21 protein-coding genes and 1 pseudogene are annotated in these 26,481 nt (G+C 61.6%); 7 read left to right on the top strand and 15 right to left on the bottom strand.

Annotated features, from left to right (window positions below):
- Positions 1-19 precede the first annotated feature (19 nt).
- From BHE01S_RS02265 to BHE01S_RS02245, 5 genes are all read right to left on the bottom strand, one after another.
- Entirely contained in the window at positions 20-1,567 is a 1,548-nt protein-coding gene (locus BHE01S_RS02265; protein ID WP_042260146.1) for a UxaA family hydrolase, read from the bottom strand.
- Between the two features lie 114 nt (positions 1,568-1,681).
- Positions 1,682-2,389 (bottom strand): ribonuclease activity regulator RraA, encoded by a 708-nt coding sequence (locus BHE01S_RS02260; protein ID WP_042260144.1) that lies wholly within the window; start codon positions 2,387-2,389, stop codon positions 1,682-1,684.
- Positions 2,390-2,436: 47 nt separating this feature from the next.
- On the bottom strand, positions 2,437-3,222 hold the full coding sequence (locus tag BHE01S_RS02255; RefSeq protein ID WP_042260141.1) for an SDR family oxidoreductase: 786 nt from the start codon (positions 3,220-3,222) through the stop codon (positions 2,437-2,439).
- Between the two features lie 72 nt (positions 3,223-3,294).
- Positions 3,295-4,581 carry an MFS transporter gene (locus BHE01S_RS02250; RefSeq protein WP_042260683.1) on the bottom strand — a complete coding sequence of 429 codons (1,287 nt, stop codon included), beginning with the start codon at positions 4,579-4,581 and terminating at the stop codon, positions 3,295-3,297.
- Positions 4,582-4,704: 123 nt separating this feature from the next.
- Positions 4,705-5,709, bottom strand: coding sequence for a 2-hydroxyacid dehydrogenase (locus BHE01S_RS02245; protein WP_042260139.1), 1,005 nt, complete (start codon positions 5,707-5,709; stop codon positions 4,705-4,707).
- A gap of 116 nt (positions 5,710-5,825) precedes the next feature.
- Here BHE01S_RS02245 and BHE01S_RS02240 point away from each other — a divergent pair, with 116 nt between their 5' ends.
- From BHE01S_RS02240 to BHE01S_RS02220, 5 genes are all read left to right on the top strand, one after another.
- The gene (locus BHE01S_RS02240) at positions 5,826-7,565 is read left to right on the top strand and encodes an IlvD/Edd family dehydratase (RefSeq protein ID WP_042260136.1); all 1,740 of its coding nucleotides are present in this window, start codon (positions 5,826-5,828) and stop codon (positions 7,563-7,565) included.
- A gap of 193 nt (positions 7,566-7,758) precedes the next feature.
- Positions 7,759-8,445, top strand: coding sequence for a GntR family transcriptional regulator (locus tag BHE01S_RS02235; RefSeq protein ID WP_042260133.1), 687 nt, complete (start codon positions 7,759-7,761; stop codon positions 8,443-8,445).
- Between the two features lie 84 nt (positions 8,446-8,529).
- Positions 8,530-9,339 carry an NAD-dependent epimerase/dehydratase family protein gene (locus tag BHE01S_RS02230; protein WP_042260131.1) on the top strand — a complete coding sequence of 270 codons (810 nt, stop codon included), beginning with the start codon at positions 8,530-8,532 and terminating at the stop codon, positions 9,337-9,339.
- A gap of 70 nt (positions 9,340-9,409) precedes the next feature.
- Positions 9,410-10,486 carry a lactonase family protein gene (locus BHE01S_RS02225; RefSeq protein WP_042260128.1) on the top strand — a complete coding sequence of 359 codons (1,077 nt, stop codon included), beginning with the start codon at positions 9,410-9,412 and terminating at the stop codon, positions 10,484-10,486.
- A 96-nt stretch (positions 10,487-10,582) separates the two neighbouring features.
- Complete coding sequence (locus BHE01S_RS02220) at positions 10,583-10,990, top strand: winged helix-turn-helix transcriptional regulator (protein WP_245639619.1); 408 nt, start codon at positions 10,583-10,585, stop codon at positions 10,988-10,990.
- Positions 10,991-11,082: 92 nt separating this feature from the next.
- On the opposite strand, the gene BHE01S_RS35920 is transcribed toward BHE01S_RS02220, so the two are convergent.
- From BHE01S_RS35920 to BHE01S_RS02190, 6 genes are all read right to left on the bottom strand, one after another.
- Entirely contained in the window at positions 11,083-12,267 is a 1,185-nt protein-coding gene (locus BHE01S_RS35920; RefSeq protein ID WP_084068485.1) for a DUF3300 domain-containing protein, read from the bottom strand.
- A 276-nt stretch (positions 12,268-12,543) separates the two neighbouring features.
- Positions 12,544-14,040, bottom strand: coding sequence for an efflux transporter outer membrane subunit (locus BHE01S_RS02210; RefSeq protein WP_042260125.1), 1,497 nt, complete (start codon positions 14,038-14,040; stop codon positions 12,544-12,546).
- Between the two features lie 15 nt (positions 14,041-14,055).
- A complete protein-coding gene (locus tag BHE01S_RS02205; protein WP_042260121.1) occupies positions 14,056-17,160 on the bottom strand; it encodes an efflux RND transporter permease subunit in 3,105 nt (1,034 codons plus the stop codon).
- 16 nt (positions 17,161-17,176) lie between these two features.
- Positions 17,177-18,277, bottom strand: a complete 1,101-nt coding sequence (locus BHE01S_RS02200; RefSeq protein WP_042260118.1) for an efflux RND transporter periplasmic adaptor subunit — start codon at positions 18,275-18,277, stop codon at positions 17,177-17,179.
- A 330-nt stretch (positions 18,278-18,607) separates the two neighbouring features.
- Positions 18,608-20,005, bottom strand: a complete 1,398-nt coding sequence (locus BHE01S_RS02195) for a heavy metal sensor histidine kinase (protein ID WP_042260675.1) — start codon at positions 20,003-20,005, stop codon at positions 18,608-18,610.
- Positions 20,002-20,673: a heavy metal response regulator transcription factor gene (locus tag BHE01S_RS02190; protein WP_042260117.1), complete on the bottom strand. Its 672-nt coding sequence runs from the start codon at positions 20,671-20,673 to the stop codon at positions 20,002-20,004. The genes BHE01S_RS02195 and BHE01S_RS02190 overlap by 4 nt, the downstream gene beginning before the upstream one ends.
- A 362-nt stretch (positions 20,674-21,035) precedes the next feature.
- Here BHE01S_RS02190 and BHE01S_RS02185 point away from each other — a divergent pair, with 362 nt between their 5' ends.
- Complete coding sequence (locus BHE01S_RS02185; RefSeq protein WP_407669449.1) at positions 21,036-22,550, top strand: catalase; 1,515 nt, start codon at positions 21,036-21,038, stop codon at positions 22,548-22,550.
- A 75-nt stretch (positions 22,551-22,625) separates the two neighbouring features.
- Complete coding sequence (locus BHE01S_RS02180; protein ID WP_042260113.1) at positions 22,626-23,279, top strand: ankyrin repeat domain-containing protein; 654 nt, start codon at positions 22,626-22,628, stop codon at positions 23,277-23,279.
- 88 nt (positions 23,280-23,367) lie between these two features.
- Here BHE01S_RS02180 and BHE01S_RS02175 read toward each other — a convergent pair.
- From BHE01S_RS02175 to BHE01S_RS02160, 4 genes and pseudogenes are all read right to left on the bottom strand, one after another.
- Positions 23,368-23,759: pseudogene (locus BHE01S_RS02175) on the bottom strand (beta-eliminating lyase-related protein); the annotation flags it as partial.
- A 106-nt stretch (positions 23,760-23,865) separates the two neighbouring features.
- A complete protein-coding gene (locus BHE01S_RS02170) occupies positions 23,866-24,753 on the bottom strand; it encodes an NAD(P)-dependent oxidoreductase (RefSeq protein WP_042260111.1) in 888 nt (295 codons plus the stop codon).
- A 38-nt stretch (positions 24,754-24,791) separates the two neighbouring features.
- Entirely contained in the window at positions 24,792-25,946 is a 1,155-nt protein-coding gene (locus BHE01S_RS02165) for an iron-containing alcohol dehydrogenase (protein ID WP_042260108.1), read from the bottom strand.
- A 53-nt stretch (positions 25,947-25,999) separates the two neighbouring features.
- Positions 26,000-26,329 (bottom strand): FAD binding domain-containing protein, encoded by a 330-nt coding sequence (locus BHE01S_RS02160; RefSeq protein WP_084068535.1) that lies wholly within the window; start codon positions 26,327-26,329, stop codon positions 26,000-26,002.
- Between the last annotated feature and the right edge of the window lie 152 nt (positions 26,330-26,481).

Here is a 26,481-nt window from a genome sequence, read left to right as displayed (position 1 = left end):
CTTGCAGCCGCCGCGCTTGTCAGCTCATGATGCCGATCTGCCACGGTACGAATTCGTGATCGCCGAGCCCCAGCAATTCGCTACGCGTGCGCTCGCCCGAAGCAACACGCAGCAGTGTGTCGAAAATCAGCTGCCCCATGGACTCGATCGTGGCATCGCCGTCGAGTATGGCGCCACAATTCAGGTCCATATCTTCCGTGAGCCGCTGGTACATTGGCGTATTCGTTGCGAGCTTGAGCGATGGCACCGGCTTCGCGCCGAACATCGATCCGCGACCGGTGGTGAACGCAATCAGATTCGCGCCACCTGCGATCTGGCCTGTCGCGGAAACGGGATCGAATCCAGGTGTATCCATAAAGACCAGGCCCTTCGCGAGCACAGGCTCTGCATAACGATACACTTCCATCAAGGGACCTGTCCCCCCCTTCATCGACGATCCCAACGACTTCTCGAAGATGTTTGCGAGGCCGCCCATCTGATTGCCTGGACTCACGTTGCCGTTGATCTGCACATCGCGGCCGACCGAGTACTCCTCTTTCCACCAGCGGACTCGCTCGATCAGCTTTTCACCAATTTCGCGGCTGACCGCACGGCGTGTGAGCGTATGCTCGACGCCGTAGATCTCCGGCGTCTCCGAGAGAATCGCGGTGCCCCCATGGCGCGTCAGCAGGTCCATTGCGGCACCAAGTGCCGGGTTCGCCGTGATCGACGAAAAACCGTCTGAACCACCGCATTGCAAGCCGATCTTGAGATGTTCTGCGCCCACTGTCTGACGCTTCGCGCGGTTCGCCTCAGGCAACAGCGCCAGCACCGCTTCGATGCCTGCCTCGATCGTCTTGCGCGTGCCGCCACTTTCCTGCATGACGAACGTGTGCAATCGCTCGTCCGCTTGTAACGCTTCGTCAGCCATGAGCCCGGCAAGCTGGTTGCGCTCGCAGCCGAGGCCCACAATCAACGCAGCCGCCAGATTGGCGTGGCGCGCGTAGCCGGCCATCGTTCGCCGCAGCAAGGCCATGGGCTCGCCGCTCATTTCCATGCCGCAACCTGAGCCGTGTGTGAATGCGACGACGCCATCGATGTTCGGGTAGGCGGCTAGTCGCTCCGCGGTGAACCAGGCCGCTATCTTGTGCGCGACCGTTGCCGAACAATTGACGGTAGAAAGAATGCCGATGAAGTTGCGCGTGCCGACCTGGCCGTTTGCGCGCACGTACCCTTCGAAGCTCGCACGTTGCGCCGCCGGCACCCGCTCCAGCGCCCGATATTCGCTCGCATGGGCATAGTCGCGCTCGAACTCGCGGAACGTCGTGTTATGGGTGTGCACGAGTGCGCCTGGGGCGATGTCCGTTGCCGCGAAGCCGACGACGACGTTGTACTTGCGGATCGGCTCTCCAGCAGCAATCGGCGAGGAAGCAATCTTGTATCCGGCCGGCACCTGACTGCGGCAGAACAGTTGCGTCACCCCCAACTTCGCTCCGATCGCAACGTCGGTGCGGGCAATCACCACATTGTCGTCGGGATGCAGGCGAATTACGGGACCATCAATCACCTTGTCGGATGGTTTATTCACAATACCTCGAAGCAGGGATCATTCGATACCAGGTTGAATCATTGCGTCGCGTGGGAGAAATGAAAGGGCCTCCGCATGCAAAGTGCGGCGGACCTCTTGCCAAAACGCAATCGTTTATTGCTGACGTCGTTTAGCCGCCTCGTAACGCGCCTTGTTTTCCTCGTTGGGCGGATAGAGTCCCGGCAACGATGCGCCCTGCTCGACTTGCTCCATGATCCACGCTTCGAGCCGTTCCTGTTCGGGCGCAGCGGCGACGATCTCGTCGACGAGCGCTGCAGGAATCACCACCGCCCCGTCCGCATCGACGACGATCAGGTCATTGGGGAAGACCGCTACGCCGCCGCAGCCAACGGGCTCCTGCCAGTTGGCGAAAGTCAGACCCGCGACTGACGGGGGTGCGGCAGCACCTCTGCTCCAGACGGGCAGTTGAGTGCCGAGCACGCCGCCGATGTCGCGCACGACGCCATCCGTCACGAGCGCCGCAACGCCCCGCTTTTGCATGCGAGCGCAGAGAATGTCGCCGAAGATACCGGCGTCCGTCACGCCCATCGCATCCACCACGGCCACGCACCCCTCGGGCATTGCTTCAATGGCAGCACGAGTCGAGCGCGGCGAAGACCAGGATTCCGGCGTGGCGAGATCTTCCCGGGCAGGTACGAAGCGCAGCGTGAATGCGCGCCCGACGATTCGCGGCAGGCCTTCCCTGATTGGCCGCGCACCCCGAATCCATACGTTGCGCAGGCCCTTCTTCAGCAGCAGCGTGGTCAGCGTCGCCGTCGTGACGCCCGACAAGGTATCGATAATTTCTTGATCAACTGACATGGAAGTCTCTCATGCAAAGATAATTGCCAGACTGGTCGTCCGGCGAATCAGATACTCGCGATCAGGCCGCCGTCTACACGCACGACGCCCCCGGTCATGTACGACGCGCGTTCGCTCGCAAGAAACGTAACGACGTCCGCATACTCCTTCGGCTCGCCATACCGCCCGGCAGGAATCGACGATGTGCTCTCGGCCGCAACGGCCTCGACCGTCCGGCCTTCGCGTTTAGCCTTCGATTCATCGAGGAAACGAATGCGATCGGTCGCCACGCGCCCGGGCACGACGACATTCGCGGTTACGCCATCACGTGCAACCTCACGCGCCAGCGTCTTCGACCAGCCGACGAGCGACATGCGCAATGCATTGGACATGCCGAGATTCGGGATCGGCGCAATGACGCCCGATGACGCGCTCGTAATGACGCGGCCCCACTTGCGCTCGCGCATTCCCGGAAGCACTCTGTCCGTGATCGCGATCACGGAGAGCACCATCAAGCCGAAATATTTTTGCCAGGCGTCGGCGGGTTGCCCCGACGCCGGCGTCGGCGGCGGGCCGCCCGTATTGTTGACGAGTACATCGACCCCTGCGAATTGGGCCTCGATCGTGGCGACGTGCTTCTCGATTGAAGCCAGGTCGCCGAGATCCCATTGCAGTGACAACGCGCGCGCACCGGCTTCTTCTACGCGCTGTGCCGAGCGCTGCAGCGCGGCCTCGTCAACGTCAGCGAGAACGATGTTCGCTCCCTCACGCGCAAGCGATACCGCAATCGCTTGTCCCAAACCACCGCCTGCGCCCATCAGCAGCGCGGTCTTGTTACGCAAACCCAGATCCATCCTTCACTCCCGGCCTGACAGCCATTTCAGTGTTGATCAGATGCGCGGCTCAACCGCCGCTTCGTTCATTCGTTACGTCATTGCGCCCGAGGCCGCCGAGCGCGCGCCGGTGCGGCTACGCACCACGAACGTCATGGCGAGCACACCAATCAGATCGATCGTCGCGCCCAGTGCGAACCCGGTGCTATAACCGCCAAAATATTCGACCGCGAGGCCTGTGACCGTCGGACCGATGATTCCTGAGATATTCGCCATCAGATGCACGAAGCCACTGACGCCGCCGAGATGCCGGCTCGGAACAAGCTCGTGGACCACTGCCCACACTGCCTGTGACGAAGCCGTAAGAAACAGCACCGCTGCCGCGACCAATGCGACGGCCGGCGCCGTGGAACTGACGAAGCTCACCGCCAGCATGGCGAGGCCGGAGAGCGCAAGCGGCAAGACCGCCGCGATCTTTCGCGCCAGCAACTTGTTATCCATGCGCCGGAACAGCACGTCCGCAGCGAGCCCCCCGCCGAAATAGCCGATTGCGCCGCATGCCCAGGGAATCGCCGTCATCAAGCTCATCTGCGTAAGGTCGAGATGCAGTGCGTTCGTGAAGTAGCTCGGTAGCCACGAAATGAAGATGAAAAGCGTGTAGTTCACCGCGAAGAGACCGACACCCAGTGCGAGCGTGCTCGGCCGAACCAGGTAGGCACGCAGCGTCAAGCCGTCGTCGCCCTCTTCGGCGGGATGCGCCGCGTTGCGGCTGCGCTCGATGAGTTCGCGCTCCTGCACGCCCACACGCCGGTTCTGCGCAGGCGTGTCGGTGACGAACAACCGCCAGACGGCAATCCACAGGAATCCCAGCAGCGCGACGATCACGAACGACACGCGCCAGCCGAAGGCGACCGCCACGAGCCCGACCAGCGGACCCGCCACCGCATTGCCGAAGGTTTGCCCAGAGAACGTAAAGCCGATCATGGTTGCGGTCTCGTCGCGCGGAAACCAGTTCGTGATCGCGCGGTTCGTGGTCGAATTCATCGGACCCTCGCCAAAACCGAAGAGCGCTCGCAGGATGAACAGAGAGACGAAACCCGTGGCAGCCACGGTCATGCCACATAGCAGCGACCACGCTCCCATCGCCCACGTAAACACGCGTGTCGGTCCAAACCTGTCCGCGAGATGGCCGCCGACGAACGAAAAGATCGAGTAGCCGAAGAAGAAACTGCTGAAGATCACGCCAAGCTGCGACGGCGTCAGGCTCAGGTCCTTGCTGATGATCGGCGCGACCACGCCTAGCGCCGCCCGGTCCATGTAGTTGATCATGCCCGCGGCGAACAACAGTCCCGCCACGGTATATCGATACCTGCCGTGCATCTTCGTCTCCATTTAATTCGGTTTACTAATTGATTTTCAAACACCTGTATATTCAATTTCAAATCGATTGCACCACCAACGCTTCAGCCTGAGGTCGTGAGCATGGCCACGACGCGGTGCCGCTCACATACAAACACCTCGTGCGCGCCGTAATTCCATGGCCTGCGGATTGACGGTCGTCGACACGTGGCGCCCCTCCAGCGCCGCGATCAGATTCTCCGCGGCGCGGCGCGCCATGGCTTCGCGTGTGGCCCGGGTTGCGGAGCCGATATGTGGGAGCGCAACGACGTTCGGCAGCGCATAGAGCGGCGAATCTTGCGGGAGCGGCTCGCGCTCGAACACGTCGAGCCCGGCGCCGCGTATTTGCCCCGACTCCAGCGCAACGATGAGCGCAGCCTCGTCGACGACCGGCCCTCGCGATGCGTTGATCAGGATCGCGTCGCGCTTCATTAGTCCGAGCTCGCGCGCGCCGATCAGGTGATGGGTTTCGCTCGACAGCGGCACCATCGCGCAAACGAAGTCGGATTGCGCCAGCAGCGCGTCGAGTTCGCAGCGTTGCGCTCCCCAGGTCGACTCCGCATGCAAGTCAGGCCGCCGCTTCGTGTAGAGAATGCGCATGCCAAAGCCCTGCGCGGCCCGCCGGGCCACCGCCGCGCCGATGCGGCCGAGCCCCACGATGCCGAGCGTGCGTCCGTGCACGTCCATGCCAAAGTAATGCTCGCTCACGCCGCCCCGCCACTCGCCTGCGCGGGCCCAGTTCGCGAGTTCGACCACGCGGCGCGCGCTCGAAAGCAACAGCGCGAAGACGAGATCGGCCGTGGTTTCCGTCACCTCGTCGGGCGTGTTCGTGAGCACGACGCCCCGGCGCGTGAGCGCTTCGACGTCGAATGCGTCGTAGCCCGCGGAAATCGTCGAGGCCACTTCCAGCTCGGGCGCCGCGTCCAGCAGCGCGGCAGTGATCTTCAGGGTGTTGCCCATGATGCCGTGCGCCGAGCCCAGTGCCTGAACGAACTGCGGCCGATTCGTTTCGGTTACCTCATCGAAGGCGGTCACGTCGAAGCGCGCACGCAAACTTTCGAGCACGTCCGCCGGCACCGGCCGATACAGCACAACACGCCTTCTCTTCATGAATCATTCCCTTTCGAACTGGCTCCGGCACCGTGCGCCGGCAGGTGACTTGCAGCCCAATATAAAAGTAGATAAGATGGGCGTCAAGGATTATTGATAATCTCATCGATGACATTATGGACAAAAAACCCGTACAATCCGGACTGAAAAAAGGGCTCACCAACTACGGTGACGAAGGCTTCTCGCTGTTCTTGCGCAAGGCGTTCATCAAGGGGGCGGGCTACACCGACGACGCGCTGTCGCGGCCTATCGTCGGCATCGCGAACACGGGCAGCGGCTATAACCCCTGCCACGGCAACGCTCCGCAACTGATCGAGGCGGTCAAGCGCGGCGTGATGCTCGCGGGCGGCCTGCCCATCGAGTTTCCGACGATCTCGATCGCGGAGAGCTTCTCGCATCCGACGAGCATGTATTTGCGCAATCTGATGTCGATGGACACTGAAGAGATGATCCGCGCGCAGCCCATGGACGCGGTCGTGCTCATCGGCGGCTGCGACAAGACAGTGCCGGCTCAACTGATGGGCGCAGCGGCGGCCGGCGTGCCGGCGATCCAGCTTGTCACGGGCGCGATGCTCACCGGCTCCCACCGCGGCGAGCGCGTTGGCGCCTGCACCGATTGCCGCCGGTTCTGGGCGCGATTCCGCGGCGAGGAAATCGACGCGCACGAAATCGACGAAGTCAACAACCAGCTCGTCCCGACGGTCGGCACCTGCTCGGTCATGGGCACGGCGAGCACGATGGCCTGCATCGCCGAGGCGCTTGGCATCATGCTGCCCGGCGGCGCAAGCGCGCCCGCCGTCACGGCGGATCGCATCCGCATCGCGGAGCACACGGGCGCGACAGCGGTCGCCATGATCGGGCAGCAGCTCACACCCGAGCGCATCCTCACGCCAGATGCCTTCGAAAACGCGTTGCGCGTGCTGCTCGCCATCGGCGGGTCGACCAACGGCATCATCCATCTCACGGCCATTGCCGGACGGCTAGGCGTGAAGATCGATCTCGGCGAAGTTGACCGCATGGCGCGCGAAACGCCGGTGCTCGTCGATCTGAAGCCATCGGGCAAACACTACATGGAGGACCTGCACAAGGCCGGCGGTCTCACCACGGTGCTGCGCGAGATCAGGCCGCTCCTGCACCTGGACACCCTCACGGTCACAGGCAGAACGCTCGGCGAAGAACTCGATGCGGCGCCTGCAAGCTTCGCCCAGGAGGTGGTGCGTCCGTTCGACAAACCGATCTATCCGCAAGGCGGCGTTGCCGTGCTGTACGGCAATCTGGCGCCCGGCGGCGCGATCATCAAGCAGTCGGCGGCCAATCCTGCATTGATGGAGCACGAGGCGCGCGCCGTGGTATTCGAGAACGCCGAGGACCTCGCCCGGCGCATCGACGATCCCGAACTCGATGTCGAGGCTGACGACGTGCTCGTGCTCAAGGGCATCGGTCCGATCGGCGCGCCGGGCATGCCGGAAGCGGGCTACATTCCGATCCCGAAGAAGCTCGCGAAGCTCGGCGTCAAGGATATCGTGCGTGTGTCGGACGGCCGCATGAGCGGTACGGCGGCAGGCACAATCGTGCTGCACGTGACCCCCGAGTCCGCGATCGGCGGCCCGCTTGCACTCGTCCAGAGCGGCGACCGGATCCGCCTGAGCGTCGCGAATCGCTCGATAGATGTGCTCGTGAGCGAGGAGGAACTCGCGCGGCGCGCGCAAAGTCTGGCGCCCCGCACGCAGGATCCGGCGGCGCGCGGCTACCGCAAGCTGTTCCTCACCTCGATCACGCAAGCGGACCAGGGCTGCGACTTCGACTTCCTCGCGGCGGCGGAAATGACGGCGAAAGTACCGAAGCCACGGGGCTGATGACGCAATGCGACTCCACCATCGATTGCGCGGTGCGGCGCGCATACCTGGCGCGCCGCACGCGAGGATCCGTGGGCGAAATTGCCGATATACTGCTCGCCTCCTGCGAGTTCACCCGGGTTCCGTTACCGAATCTGCCGACATGAAAAGCGTCTCTACTCCCCAGAAAACCCCTGCGCAAGCGCAGCCTGCCATGCGCGACCGCGATATCGACATGAACGTTGCGCGCGCCGCCGACACGCTCGAAGAGGAAATCGTGCTTGGCGTGCTGCATCCGCGCGAACGGCTCGTGGAAGACGAATTGTGCGAGCGCTTCGCGCTCAAGCGGCACGTTGCGCGCCTCGTGCTCGCCGAACTCGAGCAGCGCGGTCTCATCGAACGCCGCAAGAACGTGGGCGCGCTCGTGAAGTCGTACTCGCCGCGCGAAGTGATGGAGCTGTATTCGGTTCGCGAAATACTCGAGACGAATGCGGCGCAACGCATCGCGCTGCCGGTCGCGCCTGAGCAACTGGCCGAACTCGTCGAAATCCAGAAGACGCACGATACGGCAGCACAAGCCGGTAACCTCCGCGCCGTGTTCCGCGCGAATATGGATTTTCACCACGCCCTGTTTGCGCTTTCCGACAACCAGGCGCTGACCGAGGCGATACGCGAGTACGAGCGACGCACGCACCCCATTCGTTCGGCTTCGCTGCTTTTTCCGCACTACCTCGAAAAGGCACGCAGCGAGCACCATGCAATGCTCGAAGCGCTCGCAGGCCGGGACCAGCTCAGGCTAGTCGAGCTTTGCCGCGAGCATCTGGTCCCCGCTCGTGACGCTTACCTCGAGGCCTATCACCGCCGCAACGGCGCTACTGTCGGCGCGAAAGAGAAGCAATAAGCCTCGCGGCAGCCAATCTTCAAGTACGTGTTGCGCAGTAGACCGACGCAATCACAGCAACGCCATTGAGTCAGGAGAGTTGATATGAAGCGAGTGTTAATTACGGGTGCGGCCGGGCACATCGGCCGCGCGTTGCGAGAGGGACTGAAGAACCGCTACTCGCTCATCAGGCTTGCCGACATCGCCGCACAAGCACCCGCACAAGCCGGCGAGGAAATCGTGAAGGTTGACATTACCGACCCTGCTCAGCTCGCGCATGCGATGGAAGGCATCGACTGTGTCGTTCACCTCGCCGGTATCGCCGATGAAGACACGTGGGAGCGTATCCACCGGATGAACATCGAAGGCTGCTACAACGTCTTCGAAGCGGCCCGCGTTGCCGGCGTGAAGCGCGTCATTTTCGCAAGCTCGAATCACGCCGTGGGATTTCACCGTCGCGACCGCATGATCGACGATCAGGTCACGGCCCGCCCCGACAGCCGGTACGGCGTCTCGAAGGTTTTCGGCGAGGCGGTCGGACGACTCTATGCGGACAAGTACGGGCTTTCGGTCGCCTGCCTGCGTATTGGGTCGTTCCGCCCGGACGACAAACCCACCGCGCCGCGCCACCTCTACACCTGGATCAGCCACCGCGATACGGCCCAGCTCGTGCAGCGCGCAATCGACCACCCGGACTATCACTTCGTTGTCGCCTACGGCGTCTCCAACAACGCGCGCAATCGTTGGGACAACTCGAACGCGCGCTTGCTTGGCTACCAGCCTCAGGACGACGCAGAGCGCTATGCAAGCGAGATCTTCTCGACAGGCGCGAAGGAAGATGAGCGCGAAGCGCTCTTCCACGGCGGCTTCGGCTGTCTCGTGGAATTCGCTGGACAGGTAGAAGAAATCGACTGATAGCGGATTCGCGCTATCGGCTGCTATCGGGTGGCTGCAGGCGGACACCCACACATAGAGCGTCAAGAACATGCTGGAAAACTGCATCGCACTAGTCTCGAACTCGGAAGACGCCGACATTGCGACCTACGGGTTCGGTGCTTCAGCACCTACCTTGCGCGCTGGCGAACGGCATCGGGTCGGCGCTCACGTCATGCCGCTCGCGATAAGCGCCGGACGACAAACCGTTTTCGCGGCTACGCGCGGCGCTGCGCCATCGCTCGTGAAATGCACGCTCGACTCGCTCGCCGGCCGTCTCACGACGGACTATCGGGTCGCGATCGATGCGAGCCTCGTTGCGCTCGCGGTCGACCGCACTGACCGCTTCTTGTTCGGCGCCGCATACGGCAGCCATGAAGTCGTTGTGTATAGCGTCGAACGCCTCGATCGCGGCGATCCGAAGCCGGTGCAAACACTACGCGGCGTGCGCAATGCACACTCGGTGGTCGTGACGGACGATAATCGCTTCGCCTATGTCACCTCGCTGGCAAACGACGAAATCCTGTGCTGCACGATCGACGGGAACGCGGCACAACCGCTTGGCGTGATCGAGACAGTAACGCTCGACCAAGGCTTCGGCCCGCGTCATATGCGTCTTTCTCCGGACGGTAACTGGCTCTATGTTCTGAGCGAATTTCGCGCAACCGTCGCCGTGTTCCGGCGCATTGGCGATAGCGGAAAGCTGATGCTGCACAGCGTATCTGCGCGACCGGATGCGCTCGCAGGCATGTTCGACGGCTTTGTCCGCCCTCCAGCTACCTGCCCACAACCCGATCCTGCAACACTCACTTCGTTGATCTGGGCCGCCGACATTCATGTACGGCCCGACGGACAATTCGTCTACATTTCGGAGCGCACGACCAACCGCATCTTCGCTTTGCGTGTCACGCCCAATGGCGCACTAGAGCAAACTGGCGACTTCGAAACGGAGGCGCAACCTCGCGGCTTCTCCATCGACCCTTCCGGGCGCTTTCTTCTTGTATGTGGAGAGAAGTCCACGCAAGTCTCGCTTTATGGCATCGATGCGAAGTCTGGCGCGCTGACACTGCACTCGCGCACTCGCGGAGGAAGCGGCGCGAACTGGATTGAGATCGTGCCTCGCGACTAGAGCGCGACGCCGCGTACTACCGGTGCAACAGCATGATGCAGATATTCCTCGTACCAGCATGTCGTTCAGCCGTAGTGAACCCATGCATATGAAGGGTTGAAGGCTTTGCGATACGCCACGGAAACACATTGCCACGACACGCCTCTCGCGAATAGCGATTCCCGGCAGAAAACCGACGATCTCGCGCGTGCGCTGATCGAGCAAATTGCCGACAAGTGGACCATTCTCGTGATCGATGCGTTGGGAACGCGCGGCACGATGCGCTTTTCGGAGCTACGAGACGGCATTCCCGGAATCAGCCCAAAAATGCTGACAAAGACGTTGCGCCAACTCGAGAGTACCGGCCTCCTTTCACGCCACGTTCACCCGGTCATACCGCCACACGTCGACTACATCCTGACTCCGCTTGGCGGGAGCCTTCTGGAAAAGATCTGCGGAATCTGGGACTGGGTCGAAACGCATATGGAAGAACTCGAGCAGGCGCGGCAACGATTCGCATCGTAGTCCTCCTTGATGCCGGGGCCGTCCGCCCGCGCGCGTTGAACTACCCGCGCGGGCGTGACTGCAACGATCCCATGGCGTAGTTCACGACGGCACTATCCGCGGCCGTGGCCACCATGCATGTCCGCGCTCACATGCCCGCCCGCAAAATGACCCATGGCGCTGAAGTCCGAACGCGCCGCACCGAATCCCGCGTGACCGAAGCCTGCGTGACCGACACCCCCAAAGCGGCCGAGGCCAGCCCCCAGGTTCGCGTGGGGTTGGACGCCCACCTGCAATGGCGCCGAACTAACATGCGTGTCTGGCATCCCGAAGGATTCGCGCTGGGAGAACGCGCCATGCTCGCCGGAAGGACCATGCTGGGCATATGCGCCGTGTTCCCCGAATGATCCCTGCTGACCCAGTGAATCCATGGGGCGATTGGAACTGTCGCGGCTATGTAACTCATGCTCGACGTCCGCGAGACTGCGATCGTGCCATACATATGGGGAGTGATTGTACGTCACCGCTCGGCGATGCCAGTCCGGCCTCCAGTGATGCCAGCCCCATCCGTAGCCGCCGAAGTAACCCATTTCGAGTCCGATGCCGAAAACGATTCCCGGGCCACCCAGGTAGAGGCTCGTGTCCGGATACCAGCCCGGCCATGCCGCCACCGGCGCACCATAGACAAGCGTTGGGTCGTATTCGGGTACGTACACGACGTCCGGTGCAGCCGGCGCGATGCTGACCAGGTCGCCTTCGGACGTGACCGTTTGCTGTGCGTTGGCCTGAAGGTTGCCCGCCGCCAGCGCCCGCTGACGCAACGCCTGTATGGCAGCCATCACCTGCTGAGGCTGGCTCAGGTACGCGTCGCCAAGCGACGACGTCCAGACCACGTTCTCATCCATGTTGCTCAGAACCGCCGGAAATTCGGTGAGCGCCTTGACGCTGGCATCCCAGTACTGCTGATCCACCTGAGCAGCCAGCGCGTCGCCTTTCAGTTGCGGATGCGCTTGCATCCAGCGGTTCGCCGAAACCACCTCCGCGAGATGAGTTGCGCCTGCAAGGATCTGAGCGACCAGCGTATCGGGATAGAGCGCTATGGGCGCGACAAGCTGCTGCAACGCTTCGGGGCTGCGCTGCATCGCGGTGGATAACGAGTTCGGTGCCGGATTGTTCTGATCCGCAAACGCATGACCCATTGTTCCGAGGGTGATGCACGGAGTTAAGAGGAACGACACGATTCGCTTGGGAAACCTCATGAAATCTGTTCTCGAAATGCGGTCCGGTATATCCATCATAGGTGAGCGTCCTGTCGGATATCTGAACTTCTGATGACGATTCAGTCATCTATTTCCTCACTCGTAGTGAGGGAAAAGGCAGACCGGCGCCTTGACATGGAAGTTCTGATTCCTGCAGGGCTTTCCCGCGTAATCGACCAGAACTCCCGTCGACGAATGTTCGTGTGAGCGGGCACTCAGCGCTTGCGCTTCGCTCGCGCACGCACTCAGTGAGGTTGAAAGCATCAGGGCGAGCAAGAGTCGTTTCATGGCAGTGGTTGTTACTGGCAGAAGAAGTCATTTGCGATGGCCGGACACGTCTGCGGCAACCATAGGATCCGCGCGATTCCACCAGCCGCCGCCCGCCGCCTGAAACAACGCCACAGTGTCGGCCAGGCGCGCCGCACGGGCATGGATCGAGGCAATTCGCGCCGCCTCCCACGTTTGCTCGGCGGCGAGCACCGAGAGGTAAGCCGCCTCGCCCGCACGCTGCTCTTCCTGGGCGATCGCGAGACTGTGCGAAGCGGCCGACTCGGCGGCTGTGGCCGCCTGCAGCGTCTGTGCGTCTGCCTGTACGCTGTGGAGTACGTCGGCAACGTTCTGGAATGCGTTGATGACCGTCGAACGGTATTGCGCCGATGCCTGCTGGAGTGAGGCTTCGGCTGCCCGCTGTCGATGCAGCAGCGCGCCGCCCTGAAAAAGCGGCTGGGCAACCTTGCCCACCACATTGAAGAACTGGTTATATGGCGTGAATGCGTTGGCGATCGCGCTGGGCGACGTACCCAATGCGGCGGTCAAAGAGATCTGCGGGAGCCGATTGGCGATCGCCACGCCAACCTGCGCACTGGCTACGTGCAACGCAGCGGCCGCCGCCAGCACGTCGGGCCGTTGCTCGACGAGGCTTGCGGGCAAGCTCACGGGAAGGTCTTCGGGCAAATGCAACGAGGAAAGGTCGAAGTCGTCGGCGAGCGGTTCATTCGGGAACCCGCCCACCAGCGCGCTCAACGCATCGTGTTGCAGCGCCAACTGCTTTTGCAGGGGGGGCAGCGCAGCCCGCGCGGCGGCCAGCGCTGCTTGCTGCTGCAGCCAGTCCGCCTCGGAGGCCTCGCCCAACTCGCGTTCACGCTCGAGAATATCTCCAAGCGTGGTGTTTGCCCTGATCGTTTCCTCCTGCGCGTCGATCTGGGCGCGCAATGAGGCCACGTTGACCGCAGACAGCACGACATTGCTGCTCAACGTAAGTCTGGCGGCTTCGAACTCAAAGCGCTGATTGTCTGCTTGCGCCGATGCCGATTCGATCATGCGTCGATTCAACCCGAACGCATCGAGCGAATAAGACACGGTTAGCTCGCCAGTATAGAGCGAGTAGATGCGCTGATTGTTCGCGGCGACCGGCGCGAGGCTGCCTGTCGGCGTGGCATTGCGGCTGCCCGATGCGTCGGCGCCAATGCTCGGGAATAACGAACCCCTCTGCGCAAGCATGTTTTCGCGGGCGACCGCGAGTGCCGCCTGCGCGGCTGCAATGTCGGGGCTCTCCTTGAACGCGTGGTCGATCAGTTCATTGAGTTGAACAGATTGAAAGAGCGTCCACCACTGGCCCGGAATATCCTCGCCTACGTTCAATTGCTGCGCGCTTCCAAGTGCACCGGGAGCGCTTGCCGTTTTCTGCGGCAGCGCCGTTTGCATGTAGCCGGCGCCGCTTTGGAGAGCAGGCTGATGAAAGTCGGGGCCAACCGCGCAGCCCACGAGCAGCAACGGCACCAGGTATGCGGAAGAACGTTTGAAATTGATCACATTGGCACCGGCTTTTTAACTTGCGAATTCCGCTTCAGTCTCGCGCGGCTGCTCGCCGTGCGCCGCGCGCTTGCGGCGATCGAACCACGGATACACCGAAGGCAGAACCAAAAGGGTCAACAGCGTTGCAGAAACCAGTCCGCCGATCACGACCGTTGCGAGCGGACGTTGCACCTCGGCGCCGGAACTCGTCGAAAAGGCCATGGGCAAAAAGCCGAGGCTCGCCACCGTCGCCGTCATCAGCACGGGCCGCAGCCGGCTGGATGCCGCCTGTCTTGCTGCCTCGATGGCACAAAGCCCGCTGGCTCGCTTCTCGACGATATAGCTCACGAGCACGACCCCATTGAGCACAGCGATGCCGCATAGCGCAATAAAGCCGACCGCCGCGGAAATGCTGAACGGCAGCCCCCGTATCCAGAGCGCGAAGATGCCGCCAATCGCGGCGAACGGCACGTTACAGAAGATGAGCGCCGCAAGACTTGCGCTGCCGAACATGAGATAGAGCAATGTGAAGATCACCGCGAGCGTGATCGGCACGACGATATAAAGACGCGCCATGGCATCCTGCAGATTCTTGAAACTGCCGCCCCACGTAACCGTGTAGCCAGGCGCCAGCTTGACCTGTGTCTGCACGGCGTGCCGCGCCGCGGCGACGAAACTCGCCAGATCGCGCCCGCGCACATTGGCCTGCACGAGAATCACGCGCCGGCCCTGCTGGCGCTCGATCGTCGAGGGGCCGGGTTCCATGCGGATGTCGGCGACCTGCGCGAGCGGCACCGCGCGGCCCGCGCCGTCGCTCACGCGCAGCGCCCCGATCCGGGCAATGTCGTCACGATCGTCCGAACGCATGCGCACCCGGATATCAAACCGCCCGTCGCCGTCGACGATTGTGCCCACCGTGCGCCCGCCCAGCGACTGCACGAGATCGAGCACCTGGCTTGCGTTGAGCCCGTATCGGGACACCGCGTCGCGATCGACGATAACCCGCAGGTAGGGTTGACCGATCGTTTGCTCCGCTTCGACATCGGCGGCGCCAGGTACGCGCGAGATGACCGCTGCGACGCGCCCGGCCGTGTCGTGCAGGGTCTGCAAGTCATTGCCGTGGATTACGACAGCGACGTCGGCCTGCACGCCGGCGAGCATGTCATCCATGCGCATCTGGACCGGTTGCGCCCAGTCGAGCGTCAAGCCGGGTACAGCTCGCTCGAGCGCGGCCGAGTACTGCTCGACGAGTCCATCCTGCGTTGCCGCGGTCTTCCACTCTGCGCGCGGCTTGAGCATGATGAAGGTATCACTCTGCTCCACCCCCATCGGATCGGTCGGAATCTCCGAACTGCCACCCAGGGTGACAGCCGACTGCACTTCTGGAAAGTGCAGCAGCGTGCGCTCGACCATGGTCTGCGATTGAACCGCGGACGCAACGGAAATCCCGGGCAGCCTGGTCGTCGTGACGGTCAGCGCTCCTTCTTCGAGACGCGGCAGGAACTCCGCTCCCAGGCGCATGCCGATGAAAGCGGCCACGACGAACAGCATGACGGCGAGCCCCATCGTCGTTGCGGGTTGCCGCGTGGTGCGCGCGAGGATCGGTTCATAGCGGCGCCTGATCCACTGCACGATGCGGCTCTCGTGCCCAGCGATCGTTCCGCGCAACAGCAGCGTCGAGAGGACCGGCATCACCGTCAGCGTGAGGACAAGCGAGGCAACCAGCGCGAAGATCACGGTCATTGCCATTGGCCGAAACATTTTCCCTTCGACGCCTTGCAGGCTGAGTATCGGCAGATACACTGCGGCAATGATCAGGATAGCGAACGTGATTGGCCGGGCCACTTCTCTTGCCGCATCGCGCACAAGCGGCAACATTGACTGTGCAGGTGCCGCAGCGCGGCGCCGAACGACATTTTCGATCATCACGACGGCGCCATCGACGAGCAAGCCGAAGTCGATCGCTCCAAGACTCATGAGATTGCCCGACATCCCCGCGCCATACATGGCAATAACGGCCGCCAGCATCGAAAGCGGAATCGCCGCCGCGACAATGATGCCAGCCCGAAAATTGCCGAGTAGCAACAGCAGCACGGCGATCACGAGCACGGCGCCTTCCACCATGTTGTGGGCCACGGTGTGCAACACGCGGTTCATCAGGTCGGCACGGTTGTAGTACGGCGCGATTTCCACACCGGACGGCAGCGTGGAATTGATCTGCCTGATCGCTTGTTCCACACGCTTTGCGACCACGCGCGTGTTTTGCCCGAGGCCCATCAGCACGACGCCGACCACGGCTTCGCCTTTGCCGTCGCGCGTCACCGCGCCGAGCCGCGGCATGGGCGCCTCGGCTACGCGGGCAACATCACGCACCAAGAGCGGTGCACCGCCCTGCCCCGTGCGCAGCACGATATCGCCGATATCGGTCGTATTGCGCAGCAGCCCTTCGCCACGGATGATCGACGCACCGCCGTTATGCTCGATCGTCGCGCCACCCGTGGCGCCATTGTTCATCTGAACGGCATTGAAGATGTCGCTCACCGAGAGACCGTAGTGAGTGAGCGCGTCGTCGTCCACTTGCACTTCATAGGTCTTGAGCAATCCGCCGTTCACGTTCACGTCGACCACGCCCGGCACCTGACGCAGCTTCGGTGCGATCTGCCAGTCCAGCAGCGTGCGCAAGGCCATCTGCGACTGCCCGTGCCCGCGCACCTGGAACTGGTAGATCTCGCTCAGACCGTCCGAAAGCGGGCCCAACTGCGGCGCACTCGTGCCGGGGGGAAGTTGCACTGTCTGCAGCCGCTCGGAAACGAGATTGCGGTCTAGATAGATATTCGTGCCATCGGCAAAGCGGACGTAAATGACCGAGAGGCCATAGCGGGAGATAGAACGCAGATTCTGCATGCCCGTCAAACCTTGCAGCGCCAGTTCGACGGGCGCCGTGATCGACCGCTCGACGTCGACGGGCGCGAGGCCCGGCGCCTGCGTCGTGACCAGCACCTGATTCGGCGAGATGTCCGGCTCGGCGTCGAAAGGCAGACGCTGCATGCTGAAGAGCCCGGTGATGATCAGCACAACGACGAGTATCAACACGACGGCGCGGTTTCGCAGAGCCGTCTCTATGAGCTTGATGATCATGTCGGCGCTCCTGAGCCTATTCGTTGGGTATGGCGCTTGTCATGACAGCGGCCTTAAGCCAGTAGCTGCCTTCGGCAACGACGGGCGCACCGGCGGACAGGCCGCTCACTATCTCGGTCATACCTTGCGAGGCATAGCCGGTATGAACAGCATGCCAGGCGAAGCGGCCGTTTCCCGATGGCGTAAACACCGCCGTCTGCCCGTTTACGTCCTGGAGCGCAGAGTCGGGCACGAGCACTGCCTCGCGGCCGAGCGGCACATCGATATCGACACTCGCGAACAGGTTTGCGCGCAGTGCGCCGTCGCTGTTCGGCACCTCACATCGGACCGCGACGGTGCCCGTATTCGGGTCGGCCTGCGTGGCCACATCGATGACGCGGGCGGTGAACACGCGCCCCGGATATGCGTCGATGCGTACGGCCGCGGCTTGTCCGGGACGCACCTCGGAAGCGTCGCGCTCCGGGACGTTCGCCTGCACCCACATCGTCGACAGATCAGCGATCGTCACGACAGGCGTCGATACCTCCACCATGTCGCCTTCGGCTGCATTAACGCTGTTGACGACGCCGTCGAACGGCGCGACAAGCGCGCCGAGGGTATCGTGCGGACTCAAGCGGGCGAGCGGCGCAACATCGCGGCCGTGCTGGCCCGTTAGGCCAATGGGCATCAACCGATCCCGCATGCCGAGCCACTTTTGCAAGTCGGCTCGCCGCGCATCGAGCGCCGCCTGCGCATCGGCCGCAGCCACGCGGCGGCGGTCGAGTTCGCTTTGCGCGATGCCCCCCGTCGCGAGCAATTCTGCGCCGCGCTGTAAAGCCGCATTCGCTGCCTCGGCGCTCGTTCGCGCGTCGGACATAGCAGCGGAAGCAGTCGCGACCTGGTTGCGCACGTCGCCGAGATCGAAGTCGTCGAGCGTGGCGAGGCGTTGACCTGCGCGCACGCGATCGCCAGTGGTAACGTCGATCGAGATGACCCGGCCCTTTGAAGGCGACCCCAGTTGAGCAAGCCGCTTCGCGTTGAATGCCACCACGCCAGTTGCAGCGATCGTATGCATCGCAGGCCGAAGTTCGGCCTTCGCATAGTGCAACTGGACGTTTGCGAGCGCCTGCGCGGACATATCGATGCTCGTGGGGGACACAGGCGTTTGACCGGCTGCCGAAGCCGCAAGAGTGGATTGTACGGTTGCCGGCGAAGGTCGCGCATGCAGTGCGAGGAAACCGCCGACAAGCGCGACGACGGCGATGCCTCCGAGCGATAGTTGAAGACGTGTGCGGTAAACGGTGTTCACGAGAAAGCCCCCGATGGACGATTGGACGTCGACGATCTCGCGGAGCCGAACGCCCCGTTTCCCTGATCGTCCGGGGGCTATTTTGCAAAGCTGCGACTGATTGTGAGATGGCTGTCACATGTCATTTTCGACATGCGGCTGCCTATTGCTCCAATAGCTTTAGTGGTGCAATAGCACAGGAAAAAGAAGCGTAAATGTTGTAATTCCGCCGCGACTTACGACATCGACCGCCCCTCGATGCTGCTCCATGATTGACTTCACGATTGCGAGCCCGAGACCCATGTTCTTTGCAGAGCCCTTGCGCGCGGCGTTAATGCGATAAAAGCGATCGAATATCTTGCCAATATGTTCCGGTGCAATGCCAGGTCCTACGTTCGTCACGGCCACTGCAATGCTGTCGCCGGACCGATAAGTGCGTAGCGCCACTTCGGATCCCGGTTCGGCGTAATTAAGCGCGTTCGATACGAGATTGCTGAGCGCACGTAAAAACATCGTAGGATCGGCACGCACGCTTTGCGCGCCCTCCACCACGAAGCGGACGCCCTTGTTGTCGGCAACACCCTCGAAAAACGAGGTGAGCCTCGCAAATTCGGTTTCGCAGTCGAGATCGGAGAGTCTCAGCGGTTCCTTCGCATGCTCGGCTCGCGCGAGGAACAGCATCGTCTCGATCATGCGCTGGAGCCGTTCGCATTCTTCGATATTGGAGTCGATAAGTGTTTCGTATTCCTCAATCGTTCTTTCGCGCGACAAGGTAACCTGCGATGCGCTGATGATATTGGCGAGCGGCGTTCGCATATCGTGCGCGAGATCGGATGAGAACTGCGAGAGACGCGCAAACGCACGCTCGATCCTGTCGAGCATGCGGTTCACCGGCACCGCGATGTCGCGCAGTTCAACGGGACCGCCACCTATGTCGAGCCGCTCCCCAAGGTTATGGGCCTCGATGCGCGAAATGCGACGGCCTATTGTCTTCACCGGCCTCAATCCCCGCCTGGCTATCAGATAGCCTAGTAGGCCCATTAAAACGGAACCCGCCTGCAGCACGCCCCAAACGTCACCTTGATACTGTCCAAGCAAGTCGTTTCTTTCCGAGGCTCCGTGCACAAGCAGCACGCGAATCGTCTCGCCTGAAGGCAGCACGCTGTCGCCGTACACGCAGCGCGCGGCACCTATGGATGGCGGACTGCACGACCAGGGCTCGCCTTGCCCGGGTGCGCCGGGTCCTGGCGACGTCAGGCGCTGCGAAGGGCGGCCGGAATCGGCCAGTACGCCGCCGTGACCATCCAGGATCGCGAATGTGATGGCGGGGTGCGAAAGCATTTCGTCACGAAAGAGACCACTCATATGTGCCACTTCTGAGGTCGAACCGAACTCGTGCGCCTCGATGAGCAATTCGCGAAGCTTGACCGTAATCTCGTTGTCGTCGCGTTGCCTGAGATCACGCGACAGCGCGTGGTAAAGCAGCCCTCCTGCCAGTGAAAGCACAACGATGGCGACGGCAGTGAAGGCGAAGCTTAGCCGCCGGAGCAGCGAATATGCCCTTGTTTCGGCACTCATGATCGCCATTCCATTACGTACCCCATGCCTCTCACCGTATGCAACAGTTTATTCCCGAACGGATTGTCGATCTTCGCGCGCAAGCGTTTGATGGCGACGTCAACAACGTTTGTGTCGCTGTCGAAATTCATGTCCCATACTTGCGAAGTGACGAAAGTGCGCGTGAGCACCTCGCCTTTGCGCTCCGCGAAGAGTTTCAAGAGCGAGAACTCCTGCGCCGTCAACTCGATGCGCGCACTGCCGCGACGAACTCTCCGCTTGACGAGATCAACTTCCATATCGCCGATCGTCAGGACAGTTCCGACCGACTGCGCGGGCCTTCTCAGCAACGCCCGGATTCGGGCCAGAAACTCCGCATACGCGAATGGCTTTGACAGATAGTCATCGGCACCCGACTCAAGTCCGAAAACCTTGTCTTCAACGGCATCGCGCGCCGTCAGCAATAACACTGGCGTGCGCTTTTGCTCGCGCAAGCGTTTGAGGACTTCAAGACCGTCGAGTTCGGGCAGCATGACATCCAGCACGATTGCATCGTAGTCCTCGTGCAAGGCGAGAAATAGCCCTTCTTTGCCTTCGAGCGCAATGTCGACGCGAAAGCTGGCTTCCAGCAAGCCCTTGCGAAGGTAGGACGCCATCTTTGGCTCATCTTCGACGATCAGTATGCGCATGATAAGAACCCTATTTCCGACATCCGGCGTGACGGCTTCTGATGATAATTGACGCTCGGAGATCTTGCAGGCGCGACCGCCTGGGTCGCAAAAAAATGGCGACAAACGTAGTACCAGGAACAGTCAGCAACAAACGCATTCTGCAATTCTCTTTCCGACTGCAATCTGTCTCGTGGATTACAAATTCGTCATTTTCAATGTCATTTTCGAGTGCATTTCACATTCGATGCAAGCACAACTATCGACGTCATTTCCATTTTCAATTGGACTCGAATTAGCAGCTTTCGTCTAATCGACCTGCGTTCTGAGTAGTCAATCTTTCAAGCCGGAGAGAAATCGAAATGTCAGTAAAAGCGAAGCGAATGGCAAAGGGCCTCATAGCAGCAACTTGTGCCGCGATGATGTCGACTCCTTACGCCGCGGATATGACGCGCGACAATGGTTCGCCGGTCGGCGACAACCAGAATTCACAAACTGCGGGCCCGGAAGGTCCGACGTTACTGCAAGACTCCCAGCTGATCGAAAAATTGCAGCGTTTCGATCGCGAACGCATTCCCGAGCGCGTCGTGCACGCGCGCGGCACCGGCGCTTTTGGCGACTTCGTGAGCACCGCCGATATCAGTGACCTGACGATGGCGCAAGTGTTCAAGCCTGGCTCGAAAACTCCGGTTTTTGTCCGTTTTTCTACGGTGATGGGCTATCGCGGCTCGCCTGAGCAGGCGCGCGATCCGCGCGGCTTCGCGATCAAGTTCTACACGACCCAGGGCAACTGGGACATCGTGGGCATCAACTGGCCGATCTTCTTTATCCGCGACGCGATCAAGTTTCCCGACTTTGTCCATGCGAACAAACCCAGCGCGGTAACAGGTGTCCAGGATGCCAATCTCGCCTTCGACTTCTTCGCGCATACGCCCGAAGCGACCAACATGCTCACACATCTCTACACGGATGAAGGCATGCCCGACTCGTACCGCCATATGGACGGTTTTGGCGTACATGCGTTCAAGTTCGTCAACGCGCAGGGTCAGGTTCATTACGTGAAGTTTCACTTCAGGAGTGAGCAAGGGGTGCATGGCATTCGTCCCCAGGATATCCCAGGCTCGATCGGCGCGGACTGGAATCTCATGACCGACGATCTCTACAAAGCATTGAGAGCAGGCGATGATCCGAAGTGGGATCTCTATATCCAGGTGCTGAATCCGCAGGATCTGAACAAGTTCGACTACGACGCGCTCGATGATACGAAGGTTTGGGACAGCGTGCCTGAACGCAAGATCGGTACGCTCACGCTCAACCGCGTTCCGGATAACTACTTCGAGAGCACCGAGGAGTCAGCGTTCGCGCCTTCGCGCCTGGTGCCGGGCATCGAACCGTCTGAAGACCGCATGCTGCAGGGCCGCATGTTCGCCTATGCCGACACGCAGATGTACCGACTCGGCCCGAACTTCAATAGCTTGCCGATCAATCGGCCGCGCGTGCAGGTTGTGAACAACAACCAGGACGGCATGATGAATTTCGGCGACCGCAAGGGCGAGGTGAACTATGAGCCGTCTACTATGGGCGAAATCCCACAGGATCCGCGCTACAAATATGTCCAGACGCCCCTGTCCGGCACGACTCAGCAAATGGCGATCCATAAGACGCTCGATTTCCGCCAGGCGGGCGAGTATTACCGCAGCCTGTCCGAGCAGGACAAGCAGGACCTCGTGACCGCGCTGTCCGGCGACCTCAATCACGTGACCAACGACGCGAACAAGTACACAATGCTCTCGTACTTCTATAAGGCCGATGCTGATTACGGCACGCGTCTCACAGGCGCAACGCACGCCGATTTGTCCCGCGTGAAAACGCTTTCCTCTAAACTTCCGGATAACTAATAAGCAGGCGTTGGCGGCCATCTGGCCGCCGGGCGGCTTGCCGTGTTCTCCAAACTCTTGCGCAGGAGCGAGACGATGAAACGATTGCGCCCCGTCCTCTGGCGCGCACTTTGCGTAACTGCACTGGCTGGCGTGGCGGCTGCGGCAGCTGGTTGTGCGTCGAGCGTGCTGCCTGCAACTTTGGCCGTCAATGCGGGGGCGCAGCAGGATCTGCGCCGTTATGACGATGACTGGTTCGACGCGGCACGCGTAGGCCGCGTCGACATTCTGCAGGGGCTCGTCGCGGCGGGCTATCCGATCGACGCCACGACCCGCGAAGGCTATACGGCGCTCATCCTCGCGGCCTATCGGCATCAAGGTGCCGCGCTCGACTATCTGCTGCACGCCGGAGCGAATCCGTGCATCGGTGACCAGCACGGCAATACCGCACTGATGGGCGTGATCTTCAAGGGCGATACTGCGCTGTCTGAACGCCTGATGAAAACGCGCTGCCCGATCGACGAGACGAACAATGCCGGCGAAACGGCGCTTTCATTTGTGGCGCTGTTCGGACGGGCCGATCTGGTGCCGCCACTCATTGCCCGAGGAGCGAATCCCGAGCATGTCGACGCGCTCGGGAGAACTGCGCTGCAGGTCGCAGTCCAAGAAGGTAATGCGTCGACCATCGCAGCGCTCGAAAAGGCCGGGGCGCAGCGCGTTGTTGACGCCACGCTGTACAAGCAGCCTTAAGCGTGGTTTCACTTAACGCAACGGGCCTGAACATGCAAACACACGCGTGCTTGCCGGACTGTGCCGCCGGCAGCACGCGAGGTCTTCAGCGCGCGAAATGATTGTCGATCGGTTTGATCGCGGCGATCATCTTCTCGATGGGCAGCGTGCCGTCCGCGGCATTCTCGATCGGCAGCGGCTGAATGCTGCCCAACACTGCCGCACCGCCGCCTTCGTACTTGTATGTATGGGCAAGTTGGCCGACGATGTACTCATCGCCGCGCTCGCTCGCAATGCGCCATCAACGCGGCGAGATTGGCCTGCGTACCGCCCGGAAAGAACAGGGCCGCTTTCCTTGCCGGCGCGTTCGGCGACGGCGGCTTGCAGGCGCAGGACAGTCGGGTCGTCGCCCCACACGTCGTCGCCGGTATCGGCAGCACTCATGGCAGCCAGCATGGCCGGGCTGGGACGAGTGACGATATCACTACGCAGGTCAATCACTTAAAATTTCCTCTGAAAATTCGCAGCCGTTCGTCTCGGAACGCTGAGCAAGCGCCGCCGCTACTCTTTCGGCGCCAACGGCCTTCGTACGGTCAACCGTCCTGGGTCAACGGCCGAGCCCCGCATCGAGCTGCGCGCAGAGTCCAACCGTAGCCCAGTCATGCTCCGCTCCATAGCCCCGCGCGCGCAAGGTGATGAAGCGATCGTGAACGAGGTTGGCAAGGGGCATCGGGACACCGAGTGCCTCCGCGGCAGCCATGATCAGACGATTGTCTTTCTGACCAAGTGGCAGCGCGAAAGCCGGTGGCTGAAATTGCCGTTTCGCGATCAACGACCCGTAAATCCTGAACGCTGGCGAATTGAAGATCGTCGTGGTCAGCAACCCAACGAGGTGCGACGGTTCGATGCCGGCCTTGCCCGCAACCGCACACGCCTCCCCAAGCATTTCGATGACGCCTGACAGCATGAAGTTGCCGATCAGCTTCACCAGATTCGCGTGAGACGGGTCGGTGCCGACAATCCCCACCGACTGGCCGAGCTGATCGAGCAATGGCACCACGACCTTCAGATGCTCGTCGGCGCCCGCCGCCATGATGAAAAGCATTCGCGCCGCAGCCGCATCTGGCCGGCCGAAAACAGGAGCCGAGACGAACCCGAAACCTGCCTCGCGATGAAAATCGGCAAGCTCGCGCGCTGCTGCCACGCTGATCGTGCTCATCGAGACATGCACGGCACCAGCCGGCATTCCCGAGACAATGCCTGTCTCGCCGCGAGTGACGGCGGTGAGCGCCGCATCGTCGGCCACCATGGAAAACACGACATCCGCCGAGTCAGCTGCTTGCGCAGGCGAGGCCGCGAGGATGGCGCCGGCTTGACGCAATGGCTCGGCGCGTTCGGGACTCCTGTTATATACGCGCACGTCATGCCCGGATTCGAGGAGGTTCTTCGCAAGCGCGGAACCCATCAATCCAAGGCCAATAAATCCAATTCTCATGACAAGTCCAGTAATCGGTTAAACAATGAGTGGAACCTTTACACTGCGAGCTGGTAGACCCGTCGACTTACGTCCGGTGTGATATCTCCGTGCTCGCCCAGCGCCGTCATGCCATGCTCCATCAGCTTGGCGAGCAGGGGTTCGACCGAACTGCTGTCAATCTGGTAATCGCTCAAGTGCGTCTTGACGGTCATGCGTTCAAAGAACTCCCGTGTCGCGTCAATCGCCGCGGTGATGCGGTCGTCCTCACTCCCGTCCCTGATGTTCCAGACACGCTCCGCGTACTGGAGCAGCTTGTACCGTTTCTCCTCCCTGCGCACCTCGAGCATGGCCGGCAGCACGATCGCCAGCGTTTGCGCGTGGTCGAGCCCGTGCAGCGCCGTGATTTCGTGACCCAGCATGTGCGTAGCCCAGTCCTGCGGTACGCCGGCTCCGATCAGACCGTTCAGTGCCAGCGTGGCTGCCCACATGACATTGGCGCGCACGTCGTAGTCGTGAGGATTCGCCATCGCCCCGGGGCCGACCTCCGTCAGCGTGAGCAGCAGCCCTTCGGCAAAGCGATCCTGCACCTTCGCATGAGCCGGATAGGTAAGGTATTGCTCGACGACGTGGACGAACGCATCCACCACGCCGTTCGCAATCTGCCTGGGCGGCAGCGAAAAGGTCGTCGTCGGGTCGAGTACCGAAAAGCGCGGATAGGTCGCCTCGCTGCGAAACGGCAGCTTGTCCCCTTTCGCGCGATGGCTGATCACGCCTCCGTTGTTCATTTCGGAGCCTGTGGCCGGCAGCGTCAAGACAGTGCCGAACGGCACCGCATCGCGTACCTGTACCTGCTTCGTAAGGATGTCCCAAGGTTCGCCGTCGAACTTGAGCGCCGCGGCAATGAACTTCGTGCCGTCGATAACCGAGCCGCCGCCCACCGCGAGCAGGAAATCGACCTTCTTTTCGCGGGCGAGCGCGACGGCTTTCATGAGCGTTTCATACGTGGGGTTCGGCTCGATACCTTCGAATACGAAGTACTCGCGCTCACCGAGTGCGGCTTCGACTTCCTCGAGGACGCCGTTGCGTTTGATGCTGCCGCCACCACTCGTAATCAGCACGATTGCGTCGCGCGCGATTTCCGCGTCGAGCGCAGCAATCTGGCCTTCGCCAAAAATGATTCTCGTCGGGTTGTGGTAAGTAAAATGTTCCATTGATTCACTGATCCTTAAATCGAATTGACTGCTTTTACACGCAGCGCAGCGCTTCATGCCGCGTCGGCAAACCCGTCGGCAAACCCCTTGACGACGTTGACCCACAAGGTACGTGCGATCAACGGCAGCTGGGCCGCCGGATCCGCATTCGCCATGCTCCCGCCGAGCGTGCCCCTCTGGCGGATCGCGAAGTGACCGATCGTGCCCGCGGCTCGCGCAGGAAGTGGACAGCCGTCTCGCACTAGCAGGCTCGTCGCCAGTTCGTGATGGCGAGTCGGCGCGCCGATCGACAGCTTGCCAGCGGAGCGCGCGATGCCCGTGAGTTCCTCACGCGCGTTAAGGTCAATAACGTGCGCCGGTTGCGCGAGGCGCATGTTCATCATCGGCACAAGCGACTAGCCGGAACCGACATACGCCTTTCGAAAAGCAAATCGTCATGTGACGATAACTTTCCTATAGCCTTTCATGCAGTTACGAAGGCGGATTTGCCGCATAAATCCTTATCGATGCTTCGAATGAACAATATTCCGAATTC

Origin of the sequence: Paraburkholderia heleia NBRC 101817 (genome assembly GCF_000739775.1) — a bacterium.
GTDB lineage: Bacteria > Pseudomonadota > Gammaproteobacteria > Burkholderiales > Burkholderiaceae > Paraburkholderia > Paraburkholderia heleia.
This window is presented reverse-complemented; position numbering and strand designations above follow the sequence as displayed.

Excerpts from the sequence above, each read along its gene's own strand:
- BHE01S_RS02260 (WP_042260144.1), bottom strand. The coding sequence starts at position 2,389 with ATGTCAGTTGATCAAGAAATTATCGATACCTTGTCGGGCGTCACGACG.
- BHE01S_RS02255 (WP_042260141.1), bottom strand. The coding sequence starts at position 3,222 with ATGGATCTGGGTTTGCGTAACAAGACCGCGCTGCTGATGGGCGCAGGC.
- BHE01S_RS02250 (WP_042260683.1), bottom strand. The coding sequence starts at position 4,581 with ATGCACGGCAGGTATCGATATACCGTGGCGGGACTGTTGTTCGCCGCG.
- BHE01S_RS02245 (WP_042260139.1), bottom strand. The coding sequence starts at position 5,709 with ATGAAGAGAAGGCGTGTTGTGCTGTATCGGCCGGTGCCGGCGGACGTG.
- BHE01S_RS02240 (WP_042260136.1), top strand. The coding sequence starts at position 5,826 with ATGGACAAAAAACCCGTACAATCCGGACTGAAAAAAGGGCTCACCAAC.
- BHE01S_RS02235 (WP_042260133.1), top strand. The coding sequence starts at position 7,759 with ATGCGCGACCGCGATATCGACATGAACGTTGCGCGCGCCGCCGACACG.
- BHE01S_RS02230 (WP_042260131.1), top strand. The coding sequence starts at position 8,530 with ATGAAGCGAGTGTTAATTACGGGTGCGGCCGGGCACATCGGCCGCGCG.
- BHE01S_RS02225 (WP_042260128.1), top strand. The coding sequence starts at position 9,410 with ATGCTGGAAAACTGCATCGCACTAGTCTCGAACTCGGAAGACGCCGAC.
- BHE01S_RS35920 (WP_084068485.1), bottom strand. The coding sequence starts at position 12,267 with ATGATGGATATACCGGACCGCATTTCGAGAACAGATTTCATGAGGTTT.
- BHE01S_RS02205 (WP_042260121.1), bottom strand. The coding sequence starts at position 17,160 with ATGATCATCAAGCTCATAGAGACGGCTCTGCGAAACCGCGCCGTCGTG.
- BHE01S_RS02200 (WP_042260118.1), bottom strand. The coding sequence starts at position 18,277 with ATGTCCGCGCAGGCGCTCGCAAACGTCCAGTTGCACTATGCGAAGGCC.
- BHE01S_RS02195 (WP_042260675.1), bottom strand. The coding sequence starts at position 20,005 with ATGAGTGCCGAAACAAGGGCATATTCGCTGCTCCGGCGGCTAAGCTTC.
- BHE01S_RS02190 (WP_042260117.1), bottom strand. The coding sequence starts at position 20,673 with ATGCGCATACTGATCGTCGAAGATGAGCCAAAGATGGCGTCCTACCTT.
- BHE01S_RS02185 (WP_407669449.1), top strand. The coding sequence starts at position 21,036 with ATGGCAAAGGGCCTCATAGCAGCAACTTGTGCCGCGATGATGTCGACT.
- BHE01S_RS02180 (WP_042260113.1), top strand. The coding sequence starts at position 22,626 with ATGAAACGATTGCGCCCCGTCCTCTGGCGCGCACTTTGCGTAACTGCA.
- BHE01S_RS02170 (WP_042260111.1), bottom strand. The coding sequence starts at position 24,753 with ATGAGAATTGGATTTATTGGCCTTGGATTGATGGGTTCCGCGCTTGCG.
- BHE01S_RS02165 (WP_042260108.1), bottom strand. The coding sequence starts at position 25,946 with ATGGAACATTTTACTTACCACAACCCGACGAGAATCATTTTTGGCGAA.
- BHE01S_RS02160 (WP_084068535.1), bottom strand. The coding sequence starts at position 26,329 with ATGATGAACATGCGCCTCGCGCAACCGGCGCACGTTATTGACCTTAAC.